General features: G+C 42.9%; 15 protein-coding genes. 5 read left to right on the top strand and 10 right to left on the bottom strand.

Annotation, left to right across the window (positions count from 1 at the left end; translation table 11 throughout):
- Positions 1 to 127 precede the first annotated feature (127 nt).
- On the top strand, positions 128 to 1336 hold the full coding sequence (locus tag ACZ07B_RS14970) for a spore coat protein CotH (protein ID WP_464877374.1): 1209 nt from the start codon (positions 128 to 130) through the stop codon (positions 1334 to 1336).
- A gap of 59 nt (positions 1337 to 1395) precedes the next feature.
- Positions 1396 to 2073, top strand: a complete 678-nt coding sequence (locus tag ACZ07B_RS14965; RefSeq protein WP_256683031.1) for a DUF2642 domain-containing protein — start codon at positions 1396 to 1398, stop codon at positions 2071 to 2073.
- 56 nt (positions 2074 to 2129) lie between these two features.
- Here ACZ07B_RS14965 and ACZ07B_RS14960 read toward each other — a convergent pair whose 3' ends face one another.
- Both ACZ07B_RS14960 and alsR read right to left on the bottom strand, forming a co-directional pair.
- On the bottom strand, positions 2130 to 3458 hold the full coding sequence (locus ACZ07B_RS14960) for an arsenic transporter (protein WP_464877373.1): 1329 nt from the start codon (positions 3456 to 3458) through the stop codon (positions 2130 to 2132).
- A 210-nt stretch (positions 3459 to 3668) separates the two neighbouring features.
- The gene (gene alsR / locus ACZ07B_RS14955; protein WP_024572689.1) at positions 3669 to 4577 is read right to left on the bottom strand and encodes an acetoin biosynthesis transcriptional regulator AlsR; all 909 of its coding nucleotides are present in this window, start codon (positions 4575 to 4577) and stop codon (positions 3669 to 3671) included.
- Between the two features lie 157 nt (positions 4578 to 4734).
- Here alsR and alsS point away from each other — a divergent pair, with 157 nt between their 5' ends.
- From alsS to ACZ07B_RS14940, 3 genes are all read left to right on the top strand, one after another.
- Positions 4735 to 6447 (top strand): acetolactate synthase AlsS, encoded by a 1713-nt coding sequence (gene alsS, locus ACZ07B_RS14950; protein WP_464877372.1) that lies wholly within the window; start codon positions 4735 to 4737, stop codon positions 6445 to 6447.
- A 61-nt stretch (positions 6448 to 6508) separates the two neighbouring features.
- The gene (gene budA / locus ACZ07B_RS14945) at positions 6509 to 7276 is read left to right on the top strand and encodes an acetolactate decarboxylase (RefSeq protein WP_024572687.1); all 768 of its coding nucleotides are present in this window, start codon (positions 6509 to 6511) and stop codon (positions 7274 to 7276) included.
- A 99-nt stretch (positions 7277 to 7375) separates the two neighbouring features.
- Positions 7376 to 7903 carry an NAD(P)H-dependent oxidoreductase gene (locus tag ACZ07B_RS14940; protein ID WP_003242788.1) on the top strand — a complete coding sequence of 176 codons (528 nt, stop codon included), beginning with the start codon at positions 7376 to 7378 and terminating at the stop codon, positions 7901 to 7903.
- 39 nt (positions 7904 to 7942) lie between these two features.
- Here the strand turns inward: ACZ07B_RS14940 and ACZ07B_RS14935 are convergent, their stop codons facing one another.
- The 8 genes from ACZ07B_RS14935 to ACZ07B_RS14900 all read right to left on the bottom strand — a co-directional run bounded on the left by ACZ07B_RS14935 (position 7943) and on the right by ACZ07B_RS14900 (position 14665).
- Positions 7943 to 8239, bottom strand: coding sequence for a DUF3892 domain-containing protein (locus ACZ07B_RS14935; protein ID WP_003227867.1), 297 nt, complete (start codon positions 8237 to 8239; stop codon positions 7943 to 7945).
- A 155-nt stretch (positions 8240 to 8394) separates the two neighbouring features.
- A complete protein-coding gene (locus tag ACZ07B_RS14930; protein WP_464877371.1) occupies positions 8395 to 8931 on the bottom strand; it encodes an SH3 domain-containing protein in 537 nt (178 codons plus the stop codon).
- A gap of 81 nt (positions 8932 to 9012) precedes the next feature.
- Positions 9013 to 9930: a ribose ABC transporter substrate-binding protein RbsB gene (gene rbsB, locus ACZ07B_RS14925; RefSeq protein WP_464877370.1), complete on the bottom strand. Its 918-nt coding sequence runs from the start codon at positions 9928 to 9930 to the stop codon at positions 9013 to 9015.
- 12 nt (positions 9931 to 9942) lie between these two features.
- Positions 9943 to 10911, bottom strand: a complete 969-nt coding sequence (rbsC, locus tag ACZ07B_RS14920; RefSeq protein WP_003227873.1) for a ribose ABC transporter permease RbsC — start codon at positions 10909 to 10911, stop codon at positions 9943 to 9945.
- Position 10912: 1 nt separating this feature from the next.
- Entirely contained in the window at positions 10913 to 12394 is a 1482-nt protein-coding gene (gene rbsA / locus ACZ07B_RS14915) for a ribose ABC transporter ATP-binding protein RbsA (protein WP_464877369.1), read from the bottom strand.
- Positions 12395 to 12409: 15 nt separating this feature from the next.
- Positions 12410 to 12805 carry a D-ribose pyranase gene (gene rbsD, locus ACZ07B_RS14910; protein ID WP_003227877.1) on the bottom strand — a complete coding sequence of 132 codons (396 nt, stop codon included), beginning with the start codon at positions 12803 to 12805 and terminating at the stop codon, positions 12410 to 12412.
- Positions 12802 to 13683: a ribokinase gene (gene rbsK, locus ACZ07B_RS14905; RefSeq protein WP_464877368.1), complete on the bottom strand. Its 882-nt coding sequence runs from the start codon at positions 13681 to 13683 to the stop codon at positions 12802 to 12804. Before rbsK ends, rbsD begins: the two co-directional genes overlap by 4 nt.
- 1 nt (position 13684) lies before the next feature.
- Entirely contained in the window at positions 13685 to 14665 is a 981-nt protein-coding gene (locus tag ACZ07B_RS14900; protein ID WP_032722637.1) for a LacI family DNA-binding transcriptional regulator, read from the bottom strand.
- Between the last annotated feature and the right edge of the window lie 10 nt (positions 14666 to 14675).

The following is a 14675-nucleotide window of genomic DNA, read 5'->3' as shown; positions in this document are numbered from 1 at the left end:
TGTGTGAAAATAGGTATTCTGCTGAAAAAGCGACAATTAGGCTATTGAATTAGTTCAACAAATAAACGTGACACGTATATATGCAATATGTTTATCATCTATGTATAAGTGACTAGGAGGAACTTGAATGAGCAAGAGGAGAATGAAGTATCATTCAAATGATGAAATATCTTATTATAACTTTTTGCATTCAATGAAAGATAAAATTGTTACTGTATATCGTGGAGGTCCGGAATCTAAAAAAGGAAAATTAACTGCTGTAAAATCAGATTATATTGCTTTACAAGCTGAAAAAAAAATAATTTATTATCAGTTGGATCATGTGAAAAGTATTACTGAGGATACCAATAATAGCACCACAACAATTGAGACTGGGGAAATGCCCGACGCTGACGATTTTCATAGCTTAATCGGACAATTAATGAACCAATCAGTTCAATTTAATCAAGGGGGTCCGGAATCTAAAAAAGGAAGGTTGGTCTGGCTGGGAGATGATTACGCTGCGTTAAACACAAATGAGGATGGGGTAGTGTATTTTAATATCCATCACATAAAGAGTATAAGTAAACATGAGCCCGATTTGAAAATAGAAGGACAGACGCCATCAGGTGTCTTGGAAGCTGATTATTTAAGCGAGGTTTTTAAGAGTCTGACTCATAAATGGGTTTCAATTAATCGTGGAGGTCCGGAAGCCATTGAGGGTATCCTTGTAGATAATGCCGACGGCCATTATACTATAGTGAAAAATCAAGAGGTGCTTCGCATCTATCCTTTTCACATAAAAAGCATCAGCTTAGGCCCAAAAGGGTCGTACAAAAAAGAGGATGAAAAGAATGAGCATCAAAATCAGGAAGACAGCGATGATACAGATCAAAAAGAAGAAGTGTACAGCAGTTCGTTAATTTCTTCAAAGCCATATAGCTCATCAAGTTCATCAAAATCATCTAAACGATCACTAAAATCTTCAGATTATCAGTCATCAAAATCATACAGCTCATCAGGTTCAAAGAGTTCATCAAAATTATCTAAACGATCATCAAAATCTTCAGATCATCGATCATCAAAATCATACAGCTCATCAGGTTCAAAGAGTTCATCAAAATCATCTAAACGATCATCAAAATCTTCAGATCATCAATCATCAAAATCATACAGCTCATCAGGTTCAAAGAGTTCATCAAAATCATCTAAACGATCACCAAGATCTTCAGATTATCAATCATCAAGATCATCAGGTTATTCAAGTTCCTTAAAAAGTTCAGGAAAACAAAAGGAAGATTATAGCTATGAAACGATTGTCAGAACGATAGACTATCACTGGAAACGTAAATATTAATAGATAATGGAGGAGCATCAGATTAAGTGATGCCCTTTTTCAGTTAAAGGAGGAGAATCGTGAAAGGTTTGAATCAATTCCTTAACACAGATGTTGAGGTTGTCATTTCAGGAGATACAAGGTTTGTCGGCACCCTTATAGATATCGGACAGGATATTTTTGTTATTTTTGATGGCTGCAATTATCTTTATATTCCCTTGTTGCATCTTCATCAAATGAAAAAGGCGAAAATAGTGACCAGTACTGAGAAGCCATTTTTGATCAATCCGGAAGATCCAATGATAGAGGCAGAAACTCAAGCTTTTTCATATAGAAATACATTAAACAAGGTCAAAGGCCAGTTTATTGAAGTTTATGTAACTGGGGGTCGATCGATCCATGGGTATGTTACAAATGTTTTAAACGATTATATTGTATTTTTCTCACCTGTATTTAAAATACTTTTTATATCTATGCATCATTTAAAATGGTTTACCCCTTATTCAACTGAACAAACACCGTACACTCTTGACAACTCACAATTGCCTGTCGTGCCTTCCAAAGTTCCTCTTGTGCGTAATTTTGAGGAGCAGATCAAAAAAAATATTGGTGAATTGGTCATATTTGATATGGGAGAGGTGCCAGAAAAAGTTGGTCTATTAAAGGATGTCTCTAATAATATCATTGAGCTTATTAACGCAAATGGAGAGCCAATCATTTGGAAGTTAAATCATCTAAAGACAATGCATCTTCCCTAGTGTATGCAAAACTGCCCTCTTGAATAGCAGAAGGCAGTTTTTCGTTTCATACTGTGCTAAAGAAATAACCAACTGATCCAAAAATATAAACATGTTAACGTAAAAAGAACAGTCAGCGGAATGATGATAATGGTCGTTTTTATATATTCGCCCCATGAAATACTTTCATCATGCTGTTTTAATATATGCATCCAAATAAGCGTTGCTAAGGTTCCCATAGGTAATAATAATGAACCGATATCACTGCCGATAATATTTGCCAAGTAGATGATTTTTGTTGTTGAAGGATTCAGGGTCATTTCAGTTAAGGTAAAAGTACTGATCATTAACGCTGGATGATTGTTAAAGAGATTAGAAAAAACAGAAGTAGAGATACCTGATGCGAAAGTTGCATGGGCGAGGCTTCCAGAAACCACAGGTTCAAAATAATTCACAAGTAACTCAGAGAATCCAATATTATGCAGACCATAAATTAAGACATACATAGTAAAAGCGAATATAAAAATGTGCCAAGGCGATTTATATAACAAGTCTCTTGGGGAGGTTTTGAAATAAATCCATCTCCAGCTCAACAGGATAAAAGATCCGATGACAGCGACTAGAGGAACAGAAATACCGATATATGATGCTGCAAATAGACTCATTCTGACAAGAAAAACAAATGCAAGCACAAACAACATGATTTTTGTTTGATTTCGTTCTGGTAAAGGAGCTGTTGGCGAATTAAGAGGATGGTACCTTCTATGCCGCAGAGACTGAAAATGGCTCGGTATATCTGGCAGGTTCTTGGGAAGACGTTTATAAAAGAACATAAACAGTAGACAAGTCATAAAAATGAGTCCCATCATACTAGGGACAAACATCATGGCAGTGTGAAGATATAGATCCATTCCAATTATTTTGAGAGAAATTAAATTAACAATATTACTTACGCCAATCGGTGCGCTAGAGGCTGTGGCTATTAAAACACCGCTTAATAAATATGGGGCTTTTTGATGTTTTTTTAAACCTAAATATTTTAGTACAAGCAAAAGGATTGGAGTTGTGATCAAAATGCTCCCATCATTATTCAGGAAAATGGTCATGAGAAAGCAGAGCAAATTGGTTAGCCAAAAAAGCTTGATGCCTGAACCCTTGGATTGTTGGAGCAGTTTTGCAGCCACCCAATAAAAGAAACCAAAGCTTTCTAGTGCAATGGCCATAATCATAGTGGCAAGGATTGTAACCGATGCACCCGTGACTTTTGTTCCGATTTCCCCTAAGTCTGCCAATGACACACTTCCGCACAATAAAACCATTAAAGCGCCAAATGTGGCGGGGATAGCTTCATTTAGTCCTTTTGGTCTCCAGAAAATAAAAATCATTGTTACGAAAAAAGCGAGCAATGTGAATATGCCGGTGAACTCAATAATTTACTTCACCTCTCTATCTTTCATTTTTAAAATCAAACTAATTTCCTGCGCTTACTAATGTCCTTGCCAACTATTTGTACTGTATGTATACGTATACTGATATAAAGTTGTACTAAGCGATTATATTAAATTAATAAAATTTCCATAAGAAACCCAAAAGAAAAAAGAGATTGCAAGTATCGTTCATGTACCTGCATCACTCTCTTTAGTTCTTGTCTGCTGACAATTTGAAATATGAATAAAATGCTTTATAAGCGGATTATGATTGTCTTTGCGGTAAGCGATAACCCATTCTGCATTAAGCTGTATTTGGTCCATTTTTCGATAAGTAACATCCAAATTAAATAATTTTTTGGCTGAGGAAGGAACAAATGTCATACCAATTCCGGCACTGACTAAACCAATCACCATTTGATATTCTGTGGCTTCCTGGACAATGTTGGGTCTGAAGCCCGCTTGTTCACAGAACTGAATAAAATCCATGTATAGAGTAGGCCATGCTTCTTTAGCAACAGTAATAATTGGTTCATCTCTTAAATCCTCAATCGTAATTGATTCCTTAGAAGTCAATGGGTGTTGCTTAGGCAAAGCTAAAACACAAGGGCTGCTTTGGGCGGTTTCGATATGTAAAGCTGTATGCTGTAAGGGAGGATGAAGTATACCAATATCAATGTTGCCCTTTAGTAGCTCCTCCTGCTGCCTAGACGAGGATATTTCACGCAGTTCTATTTTCACAGATGGGAATTTTTTACGATATTCCCGGACAATCGGCGGCAGAAATTCATATGTAGCTGATCCGACAAAACCGATTACGAGAAGGCCTTGCTCGCCGCGGGCCGTCCGCTGTGCCAGTTCAATTCCTTGTCCGATTTGCATCAATGCCATGCGGCAATGATTTAAAAAGATTTCTCCTGCTGCGGTAAGCTCGACAAATCGTTTTGTCCTTTTCAGAAGCGTAACTCCGACTTCTTCCTCCAGCTGTTTGATCTGCTGGCTGAGAGGAGGCTGCGTCATGTTCAGCCGCCGGGCAGCCCTTCCGAAATGAAGCTCTTCGGCTACTGCGATAAAGTATTGAAGATGGCGAAGCTCCATTCAATATGCATTCCTTTCCATAGGTTAATAATTCGTATTACATATTAATCATAAGGCGAATCGATATTGGAGGTCAATTTCCAAAGAGTGTATAGTGAAACTTATCACAAGATATTTAAAATTTTACGTTTAAAATGCATAATAAGGAGTGAGGGTGTTGACAAAAGCAACAAAAGAACAAAAATCCCTTGTGAAAAACAGAGGGGCGGAGCTTGTTGTTGATTGCTTGGTGGAGCAAGGTGTCACACATGTATTTGGCATTCCAGGTGCAAAAATTGATGCGGTATTTGACGCTTTACAAGATAAAGGACCTGAAATTATCGTTGCCCGGCACGAACAAAACGCAGCATTCATGGCGCAAGCAGTCGGCCGTTTAACTGGAAAACCGGGAGTCGTGTTAGTCACATCAGGACCGGGTGCCTCGAACTTGGCAACAGGTCTGCTGACAGCGAATACTGAAGGAGATCCTGTCGTTGCGCTTGCTGGAAACGTGATCCGTGCAGATCGTTTAAAACGGACACATCAATCTTTGGATAATGCGGCGCTATTCCAGCCGATTACAAAATACAGTGTAGAAGTTCAAGATGTAAAAAATATACCGGAAGCTGTTACAAATGCATTTAGGATAGCGTCAGCAGGGCAGGCTGGGGCCGCTTTTGTGAGCTTTCCGCAAGATGTTGTGAATGAAGTCACAAATACGAAAAACGTGCGTGCTGTTGCAGCGCCAAAACTCGGTCCTGCAGCAGATGATGCAATCAGTGCGGCCATTGCAAAAATCCAAACAGCAAAACTTCCTGTCGTATTAGTCGGCATGAAAGGCGGAAGACCGGAAGCGATTAAAGCGGTTCGCAAGCTTTTGAAAAAGGTTCAGCTTCCATTTGTTGAAACATATCAAGCTGCCGGTACCCTTTCGAGAGATTTAGAGGATCAGTATTTTGGCCGTATCGGTTTGTTCCGCAACCAGCCTGGCGATTTACTGCTAGAGCAGGCAGATGTTGTTCTGACTATCGGCTATGACCCAATTGAATATGATCCGAAATTCTGGAATGTCAATGGAGACCGGACAATTATCCATTTAGACGAGATTATCGCTGACATTGATCATGCTTACCAGCCTGATCTTGAATTGATCGGTGACATTCCGTCCACGATCAATCATATCGAACACGATGCTGTGAAAGTGGAATTTGCAGAGCGTGAGCAGAAAATCCTTTTTGATTTAAAACAATATATGCATGAAGGTGAGCAGGTGCCTGCAGATTGGAAATCAGACAGAGCGCACCCTCTTGAAATCGTTAAAGAGTTGCGTAATGCAGTCGATGATCATGTTACAGTAACTTGCGATATCGGTTCACACGCCATTTGGATGTCACGTTATTTCCGCAGCTACGAGCCGTTAACATTAATGATCAGTAACGGTATGCAAACACTCGGCGTTGCGCTTCCTTGGGCAATCGGCGCTTCATTGGTGAAACCGGGAGAAAAAGTGGTTTCTGTCTCTGGTGACGGCGGTTTCTTATTCTCAGCAATGGAATTAGAGACAGCGGTTCGACTAAAAGCACCAATTGTACACATTGTATGGAACGACAGCACATATGACATGGTTGCATTCCAGCAATTGAAAAAATATAACCGTACATCTGCGGTCGATTTCGGAAATATCGATATCGTGAAATATGCGGAAAGCTTCGGAGCAACTGGCTTGCGTGTAGAATCACCAGACCAGCTGGCAGATGTTCTGCGTCAAGGCATGAACGCTGAAGGTCCTGTCATCATTGATGTCCCGGTTGACTACAGTGATAACATTAATTTAGCAAGTGACAAGCTTCCGAAAGAATTCGGGGAACTCATGAAAACGAAAGCTCTCTAGCACTCTGCGCATCACGACACTGTTTTATGAACAGCACTAAATAAAAGGAGTGAAGGGAAATATGAAACGAGAAAGCAACATTCAAGTGCTCAGCCGCGGTCAAAAAGATCAGCCTGTGAGCCAGATTTATCAAGTATCAACAATGACTTCTCTATTAGACGGAGTATATGACGGAGATTTTGAACTGTCAGAGATTCCGAAATATGGAGACTTCGGTATCGGAACCTTTAACAAGCTTGACGGAGAGCTGATTGGGTTTGACGGCGAATTTTACCGTCTTCGCTCAGACGGAACCGCGACACCGGTCCAAAAAGGGGACCGTTCACCGTTCTGTTCATTTACGTTCTTTACACCGGACATGACGCACAAAATTGATGCGAAAATGACACGCGAAGACTTTGAAAAAGAGATCAACAGCATGCTGCCAAGCAGAAACTTATTTTATGCAATTCGCATTGACGGATTGTTTAAAAAGGTGCAGACAAGAACGGTAGAACTTCAAGAAAAACCTTACGTGCCAATGGTTGAAGCGGTCAAAACACAGCCGATCTTCAACTTTGACAACGTGAGAGGAACGATCGTAGGTTTCTTGACACCAGCTTATGCAAACGGAATCGCCGTTTCTGGCTATCACCTGCACTTCATTGACGAAGGACGCAATTCAGGCGGACACGTTTTTGACTATGTGCTAGAGGATTGCACGGTTACGATTTCTCAAAAAATGAACATGAATCTCAGACTTCCGAACACAGCGGATTTCTTTAATGCGAATCTGGATAACCCTGATTTTGCGAAAGATATCGAAACAACTGAAGGAAGCCCTGAATAAAAGAAAAAAAGAAAGCCCCTTTTAGCAGGGCTTTCTTTTTATTTGGCTCTTTTCCTGATTTTAGATAAAATAACATCAAAACAGTAAAGGTGTGGTCTGATGAAAATATTGGTCTTGGCAGTGCATCCTCATATGGAGACCTCAGTTGTTAATAAGGCGTGGGCTGAGGAATTGAGTAAACATGACAATATCACAGTACGGGATCTTTATAAGGAATACCCGGATGAAGCTATAGATGTTGCGAAGGAACAGCAGCTGTGCGAGGAATACGATCGGATTGTCTTTCAATTCCCGCTATATTGGTACAGCTCTCCGCCGCTCTTGAAAAAATGGCAGGATCTTGTGCTGACTTACGGCTGGGCTTTTGGTTCAGAAGGAAATGCCTTGCATGGCAAGGAGCTGATGCTGGCTGTATCAACAGGGAGCGAAGCGGAAAAATATCAAGCGGGCGGAGCAAATCATTACTCGATCAGTGAGCTATTGAAACCATTTCAGGCCACGAGTAATCTGATCGGCATGAAGTATCTGCCTCCATATGTGTTCTATGGCGTGAATTATGCAGCTGCAGAGGATATTTCACACAGTGCAAAACGGTTAGCCGAATACATTCAGCAGCCTTTTGTTTAAAAGAAAGCCCTGTCGAACATACGGCAGGGCTGTATTTGTTTAAAAATCCGGCAGCTCAGACAGGTTGTTTTCCTTGATGCCGTCCGGTTCACTTCGCAAAATGTCACGCCCGTATTTATGGAAGACATCAACATGAGCGAGTTTTCCTGATTTTGCTTCTGACAGCGCAGTAGGATAGTCGAGCTCTCTTCCTGTATTGGTTTTCACTGCGATAATATTGTCTTCCTCATTTCTTCTAACCGCAATAATTTCTTCTTTTCCAGATGGAACATTTTCTTGATCGACAGTTGTTTGCCGGGCTTTATACGATTCATATGCTGCTTCAAATTGATCCATATTTACACCTCCGCTTTTTAGCGTGAACAAAAATGTTGATGATCATGTAAGGTTTCGACACAGCATACGACAATATTTCCTGAGAAATATCTTGGGAATGTGACAAATCAATTCATAATAAAAGGGATTCCGCATAAATGCGGAATCCCTCTCAGTTATTTTGTCATGTGTAAATCCTTTGATTTCATATAACCTGTCGCACCGCCGTAATCAACGAATACCCAATCAAAATCAAAACCGCCTTTATTCGTTTTACTCCAGCCTAAAAAAGAAACGCTTGTGTCTGCTGGAAGAGTCTTAATGCTCTTTCCGTCAGCGGATGTATATACTTTTGTTTTTGTTTTGGTTTTTACCGTTGTCGCTGCTTTAACAATGTAATGAGTGGATACAAATCCTGTTTTTCCATTTTTATACTGAACCTTTGCCCAGTCAGCATTTGAGAAGGAAATCAGCTTTAGGCTATCTCCTAAGTGCAGCGTATCGGCTTTCTGGCTTGATGCGGAAGGCTTCGTTCTGACATTTAGAGCCTCTGCTGATACCAAATAAGAATCAATCGGATAACTGTATAAATCATCAATGCTTACCGTTGTTTCTGGCTGTTGAGCATGGATCGTTCCAGCGCCCCCTGCAGCAGCCGCAGTCATTCCAGCCGCAAGTGCTAATGTTGAAAATAGTTTTGTTGGTTTGTTCATGCCGTTCCTCTCCTCACGTAAGAGAAATAATTCATTCTATAACTCTATTCACGTTATCGCAGGTTCCTAAACATCAGACAATTATTTTTGTGTTTCTAGTTTGAGAGGCGCGGATATTGTTTTTTGCACTTTTTTTCCGTGCAAAATATCATCTGCTGCTTCTGTAGCCAGTTTACCGATTAACTCAGGCTGCTGAGCGACGGTTGCTGACAGCTTTCCGTCTTTAATGGAAGCGAGCGCGTCTTTATTGCCGTCAAAACCGATCACCAATATGTCTTTCCCCGAGCTGTTAATTGCCTCGAGAGCACCGAGCGCCATTTCATCGTTGTGAGCAAAAACAGCTTGGATATCAGGATGTCCCTGCAGCAGGTTTTCCATGACAGTCAGGCCTTTCGTGCGGTCAAAGTCAGCTGATTGTTTTGTGACAACTTGGAGCTTTTGGTCTGCGATGTTATGGAATCCTGAGCCGCGTTCCCGTGTGGCAGATGCGCCGGGGACGCCTTCAAGCTCTGCCACCTTTGCTCCTTTTCCAAGTTTGTCGGCAATAAACGATGCGGCCATTTCACCGCCTTTTACATTATCGGAAGCAACGAGGGTTTCAACTTTTCCTTGTTCGGCAGATCGATCGATTGTTACGACGGGCACACCGACTGCGTTTGCAGATTCTACTGCCGTTGAGATCGCCGAAGAATCAGTCGGGTTGATTAATAATGCATCAACACCTTGCTGAATTAAATCTTCCACGTCACTCGTCTGTTTCGATGAATCATTTTGTGCATCAACAATGATGACTTTCATTCCCCGTTTTTTAGCTTCTTTTTCGATACCCTTTTTTAATGAGACAAAAAAAGGATTATTAAGTGTTGAGACGGACAAGCCAATGGTGAATTCCTTTTTGTTCCCCGAGTTTGACGGCTTTGCCCATTGGGGAGGCTCAAGCGAACAGGCGGTTAACAAAAATAATGATAACGTTAAAATGACGGATACAGCCTTTTTCATGTGAAAACCCTCCTAAGCTGACTTCTTGCGGTCTAATAATACCGCAATTAAGATAACAATCCCTTTGACAACCAGCTGATAAAATGATGAAACGCCAAGCAGATTAAGCCCGTTATTAAGTGTGCCGATGATCAGGACCCCGATCAAAGTGCCGACAATGCGTCCGCGGCCGCCAGAAAGACTTGTCCCTCCTAAGACGACTGCCGCGATAGCATCAAGTTCGTACGATTCCCCCGCAGTCGGCTGGGCCGAATGCAGGCGGGAAGTCAATATGGCACCTGCAAGAGCGGATAAAAGACCGGCTAAAGAATAGATCATCACTTTCACGCGCGTCACTTTGATGCCTGAAATGAGCGCGGCTTTTTCGTTGCCGCCGATAGCGTACGTTCGGCGTCCGAATGGTGTTTTATGAAGAAGCACCCAAAGGATGACAAAGGCAAGAACCATCGTAATCGCCGGTACAGGAATGCCTAAAAAGTAACCTCGTCCGAACATCTGAAAAGCGTAGTTTGTGCCAAGTCCTGTAATCGGATTTCCATCTGTATACACTAGCGTCAGTCCGCGAAACACAGTCATGGTCGCAAGCGTGGCGATAAAGGGCGCCATTTTTCCTTTAGTAATCAATAATCCGTTGATCATGCCTAGTACGGCACCAATGATACAGCCAAGGATGATTGCGAGAACCGGATCGACACCGGACACAATCATCCCAGCAACTAAAGCACTGGACAGGGCAAGAATAGCGCCGACAGAAAGATCAATGCCGCCTGTCAAAATGACAAAGGTCATCCCGAACGCGATTAATCCGTTAATGGCGACCTGGCGAAGCAGGTTTAAAATATTCAGCGGTTCAAGAAAGCTGGGATTTAAAATAGATACAATGATAACGAGAATAAATAAACCAAGAAACGGGCCGAGTTTTTGCATGACTCCGTCGAAGTGAATCCGTTTTTGTTCTGTTTGCAGTTGTTCCGTTTTCATATTACCGCCCTCCCGTGGCAAGTGTCATAATTCGTTCTTGTGTTGCTTCTCGCGCATGGATTTCTCCGCTGATTCTGCCTTCATGGACAACGATAATCCGATCGCTCATTCCCAGAATTTCAGGCAGCTCTGATGACACCATGATGATTGCGACGCCGCGTTCGGTCAGCTCATTCATCAGCGTATAAATCTCTCGTTTGGCGCCAACATCCACACCTCTGGTCGGCTCATCCAAGATAAGCACTTTCGGTCCGATGCCGATCCACTTGGCTATCACCACTTTTTGCTGGTTTCCTCCTGATAAATGGCGTGCGTGCGTTTCCGGTGATGCTGTTTTGATAGTGAGTCGTTTGATTAACAGATTGACAAATTCAGCCTCCCGCTTATGATCAATGAGACCCTTTGGTGAGAAGCTGGACAGATTGGGCAGGGCAATATTTTCGCGGATCGAGGTGTCGAGCAGAAGCCCTTCATCCTTGCGATTCTCTGTAATAAAGCCGAGACCTTTTTTCACGGCTTCCTGCGGGTTCTTAATAGCCGTTTTTTTCCCAGCGATCCATATCTCACCCGTGTCCAGCCTGTCAACGCCGAACAGCGCTCTCATCATTTCTGTCCGGCCGGCTCCCATTAATCCTGAAACACCGACGATCTCACCGGAACGAACATAAAAGCTGACATCCTCAAAACTCCCTTTTACGGAGGCATTTTTCACCTCGAATACTTTGTCACCGAGAGAAGGAGTGCGTTTTGGATATCGTTCAGTCAGCTCCCGTCCGACCATTTTTTTGACGACTTCATCAAAATCAGTTTCTGAGATGTTTGTTGTATCTACCGTTTTTCCGTCACGCATGATGGTAATTCTGTCGCAAATCGCAAAAATTTCTTCCATGCGATGCGAAATATAGACAATGGAGACGCCGTTCTTTTTTAACGCTGTAATGACCTCAAAGAGCTTGCTGATTTCACGTTCAGTCAACGCTGCGGTCGGTTCATCCATAATGATTACCTCGGCATTTGTCATAAGCGCTTTTGCGATTTCGATCATTTGCTGCTGTCCGACGGAACATTCGCCGGCTTCTTGATCAAGAGAAAGAGAGACGGAGAGTTTGTCAAATTGCTCTTTTGCTAGCGCTTTCATTTTTCTTGTTTGTAAGACGCCCAGCTTGGAGGATATCTCTTTACCGATAAATAGATTCTCAAGAACGGTCATTTCCGGCCAAATATTCAATTCCTGATGGATAAAGGCTATTCCATGCTGTTCCGCTTCTTTTGGATTGGAAAAATACGTTTCGTTTCCGTTTATGCTGATTTGACCTTTATCTGCTTTGTGCAGGCCTGTCAAAATGTTCATAAGCGTGGACTTGCCGGCGCCGTTTTCTCCCATTAATGCGTGAACCTCGCCAGGCATGAGCTGAAAGGAAACGCCTGACAGCACCTGATTTTTTCCGAATGCTTTTTGAATGTCTTTCATTTCAATCTGCATGTTTCATCCTCCTTTCTAGAAAAGCACACCTGCCTGCAGGATGCAGTTGGCATATGGTGTGAATTCTCCTGTTCTTATGACTGCCTTTGCTTCTTTTGTCAGCAGCTTAAACTCCTCGTGAGAAAGGTATTCAATCTCTTGTTCAGAGAAAAGATTTTCTAGAAATTTCGCATTCTCCTGATTGGATGCTTTTATTTCAGCTGCAGCAATGACTTTTTCGATGACCATCTCGTCAGCGAGCACTGCCGCTGTATCTTGGAAAGCCGGAAGGCCCGGCTTCAGTGAAAGATCAATTTTCAAAACGCCGTCAGGAACCGGCAGTCCGGCATCCGCGATGACAATTTTATCAGTGTGGCCAAGGTCGGCTAAAATCTTGGCAAGATGGCTGTTCAGTATACCGTGTTTTTTCATGACAGCAGCTCCTCTACTTTATTTCTTGTCGGCATTCCGCCTTGGGCACCGAAGGAGCAGACAGAAAGGGAAGCGGCACGATTGGCAAACCGCAATGCGGCTTCAATGTCTTTTCCCTCAGCCAGGGCCACGGCAAATGCTGCGTTAAACGTATCACCGGCTCCGGTTGTATCAACGGGCTCTACAGGGAAGGACCGGATGAGCACCTCTTTGCTGCCAGCCGAATAGCGGACGCCTTGTTTTCCTTCCGTAATAAAGAGCTTTGCCGGATAAAGCGCAAGAGCTTCAGAAATGGTAAGATCAGGGAATAAAATCGAAGCCTCGTGTTCATTCGGCGTCAGATAGGTAGCGTGATCAATTGTTTCCTGCTTGAGCGGGCGGGCCGGTGCTGGGTTTAGTATGATCGGGATATCGTGAGAATGGCAGTATTTGCACACCTCATCAACCGTTTCTTCTGGGATTTCCTGCTGAATCAGCACCATATCGACCTTTTCAATCTGTTCGAGCGCGTTTAACGCATACGCTGGGGTGATGTCATCGTTCGCGCCTTTGACAACGACAATGCTGTTGTCGCCTTCAGCAAGCACAATATGAGCGGTTCCGCTTTTCGTATGTGTAACCGGTTCCATATAGTCAGTGCGAACGCCGTTAGCTTTGAGATTATTCAAAATAGCTGTTCCATAATGATCGTCTCCAACCTTGCCGACCATAAACACTTGCGCCCCAAGTCTGGCTGCGGCAACGGCCTGATTTGCTCCTTTGCCGCCCGGCACAGTCTGAAATGACGTGCCAAGAACCGTTTCACCGGCTTTTGGGCGTTTGTCCGAGGTGACCACTAAATCCATAGAACAGCTACCAATCACACAAATATTACGCATCTTAATCTTCCTTTCTTGTCGTCTTTCTTCCTATATAGGTGACAGGCATTTGAATTGCCGTTTCTGCCAGCGGCTGTTTTTTGATGATACCCAAAAGCAGTTTGGCAGCTTCTTTCCCCATATCATATGCGGGCTGTTTAATTGTAGAAAGTGGCGGGAACAGAAGTCCGCTTTGCGGAATGTCATCATAGCCGATAATTTGAATGTCCTCCGGCACGTTTTTTCCGCGCCGCAATGCTTCATGTAAAACGGCAGCGGCTTGAATATCATTACTCGCGATCACACCATCTGTCGCTGGATAAGCGGCAAACAGCTCCTTCGCCATCGATTGTGCATCTTTAATTGAAAATGAAGCCGTCTCAATGACCTGAAAATCAACTTCAGCCTGCTTTAAGATTTCCAAAGCGCCGTTAAAGCGGTCTTGAGCGGTCGGCAGGTGAGCGGGTCCTCTCAAGAGCGTAATGCGCTGGCTTTTTCCGTGAATGATAGCCTGAGCGGCTAACTTTCCTCCTGTATAGCCGTCACTGGACACAGAAGGAGCCCCTTCAAGTGTTCTGTCCAGAAAAACAACTGGATAATTCATGCCGCTGTATTCCTCGAGATCCGGGTAATTTGTTGCGGCAATAATGCCTGCGACATGATTTTGCTTAAAGGTTTGAAGGTATTCAAGTTCTTTTTTCAATTCCTCGTCACTGTTGCCGAAAATAAGGCGATAGCCTTCCCGGTTCAATTCATCTTCCGCACCGCGGGCAAGCTGGGGGAAGAAAGGGTTTGTGATATCCGGGAGCAAAAGTCCGATCAGTCGGGATTCTCTTTTATATAGAGATCTGGCGACTTCATTCGGGTAATAGTTCAGCTTCGCCATCGCCGCTATGACACGCGTTCGTGTTTCTTCGTGTACATAGCCGTTATCATTCAGGACGCGGGAAACCGTCGCAACTGAAACGCCCGCCGCTCCGGCGACATCTTTAATTGTAGCCAAAACAGCTCCT

The organism is Bacillus sp. 9.4 (genome assembly GCF_055486415.1).
This window is presented reverse-complemented; position numbering and strand designations above follow the sequence as displayed.

Bases quoted from the DNA above. Each gene is read 5' to 3' on its own strand.
- rbsC (WP_003227873.1), bottom strand. From the start codon at position 10,911: ATGAAAACGGAACAACTGCAAACAGAACAAAAACGGATTCACTTCGAC.
- budA (WP_024572687.1), top strand. From the start codon at position 6,509: ATGAAACGAGAAAGCAACATTCAAGTGCTCAGCCGCGGTCAAAAAGAT.
- ACZ07B_RS14930 (WP_464877371.1), bottom strand. From the start codon at position 8,931: ATGAACAAACCAACAAAACTATTTTCAACATTAGCACTTGCGGCTGGA.
- alsR (WP_024572689.1), bottom strand. From the start codon at position 4,577: ATGGAGCTTCGCCATCTTCAATACTTTATCGCAGTAGCCGAAGAGCTT.
- rbsD (WP_003227877.1), bottom strand. From the start codon at position 12,805: ATGAAAAAACACGGTATACTGAACAGCCATCTTGCCAAGATTTTAGCC.
- ACZ07B_RS14935 (WP_003227867.1), bottom strand. From the start codon at position 8,239: ATGGATCAATTTGAAGCAGCATATGAATCGTATAAAGCCCGGCAAACA.
- rbsA (WP_464877369.1), bottom strand. From the start codon at position 12,394: ATGCAGATTGAAATGAAAGACATTCAAAAAGCATTCGGAAAAAATCAG.
- rbsB (WP_464877370.1), bottom strand. From the start codon at position 9,930: ATGAAAAAGGCTGTATCCGTCATTTTAACGTTATCATTATTTTTGTTA.
- ACZ07B_RS14940 (WP_003242788.1), top strand. From the start codon at position 7,376: ATGAAAATATTGGTCTTGGCAGTGCATCCTCATATGGAGACCTCAGTT.
- ACZ07B_RS14970 (WP_464877374.1), top strand. From the start codon at position 128: ATGAGCAAGAGGAGAATGAAGTATCATTCAAATGATGAAATATCTTAT.
- rbsK (WP_464877368.1), bottom strand. From the start codon at position 13,683: ATGCGTAATATTTGTGTGATTGGTAGCTGTTCTATGGATTTAGTGGTC.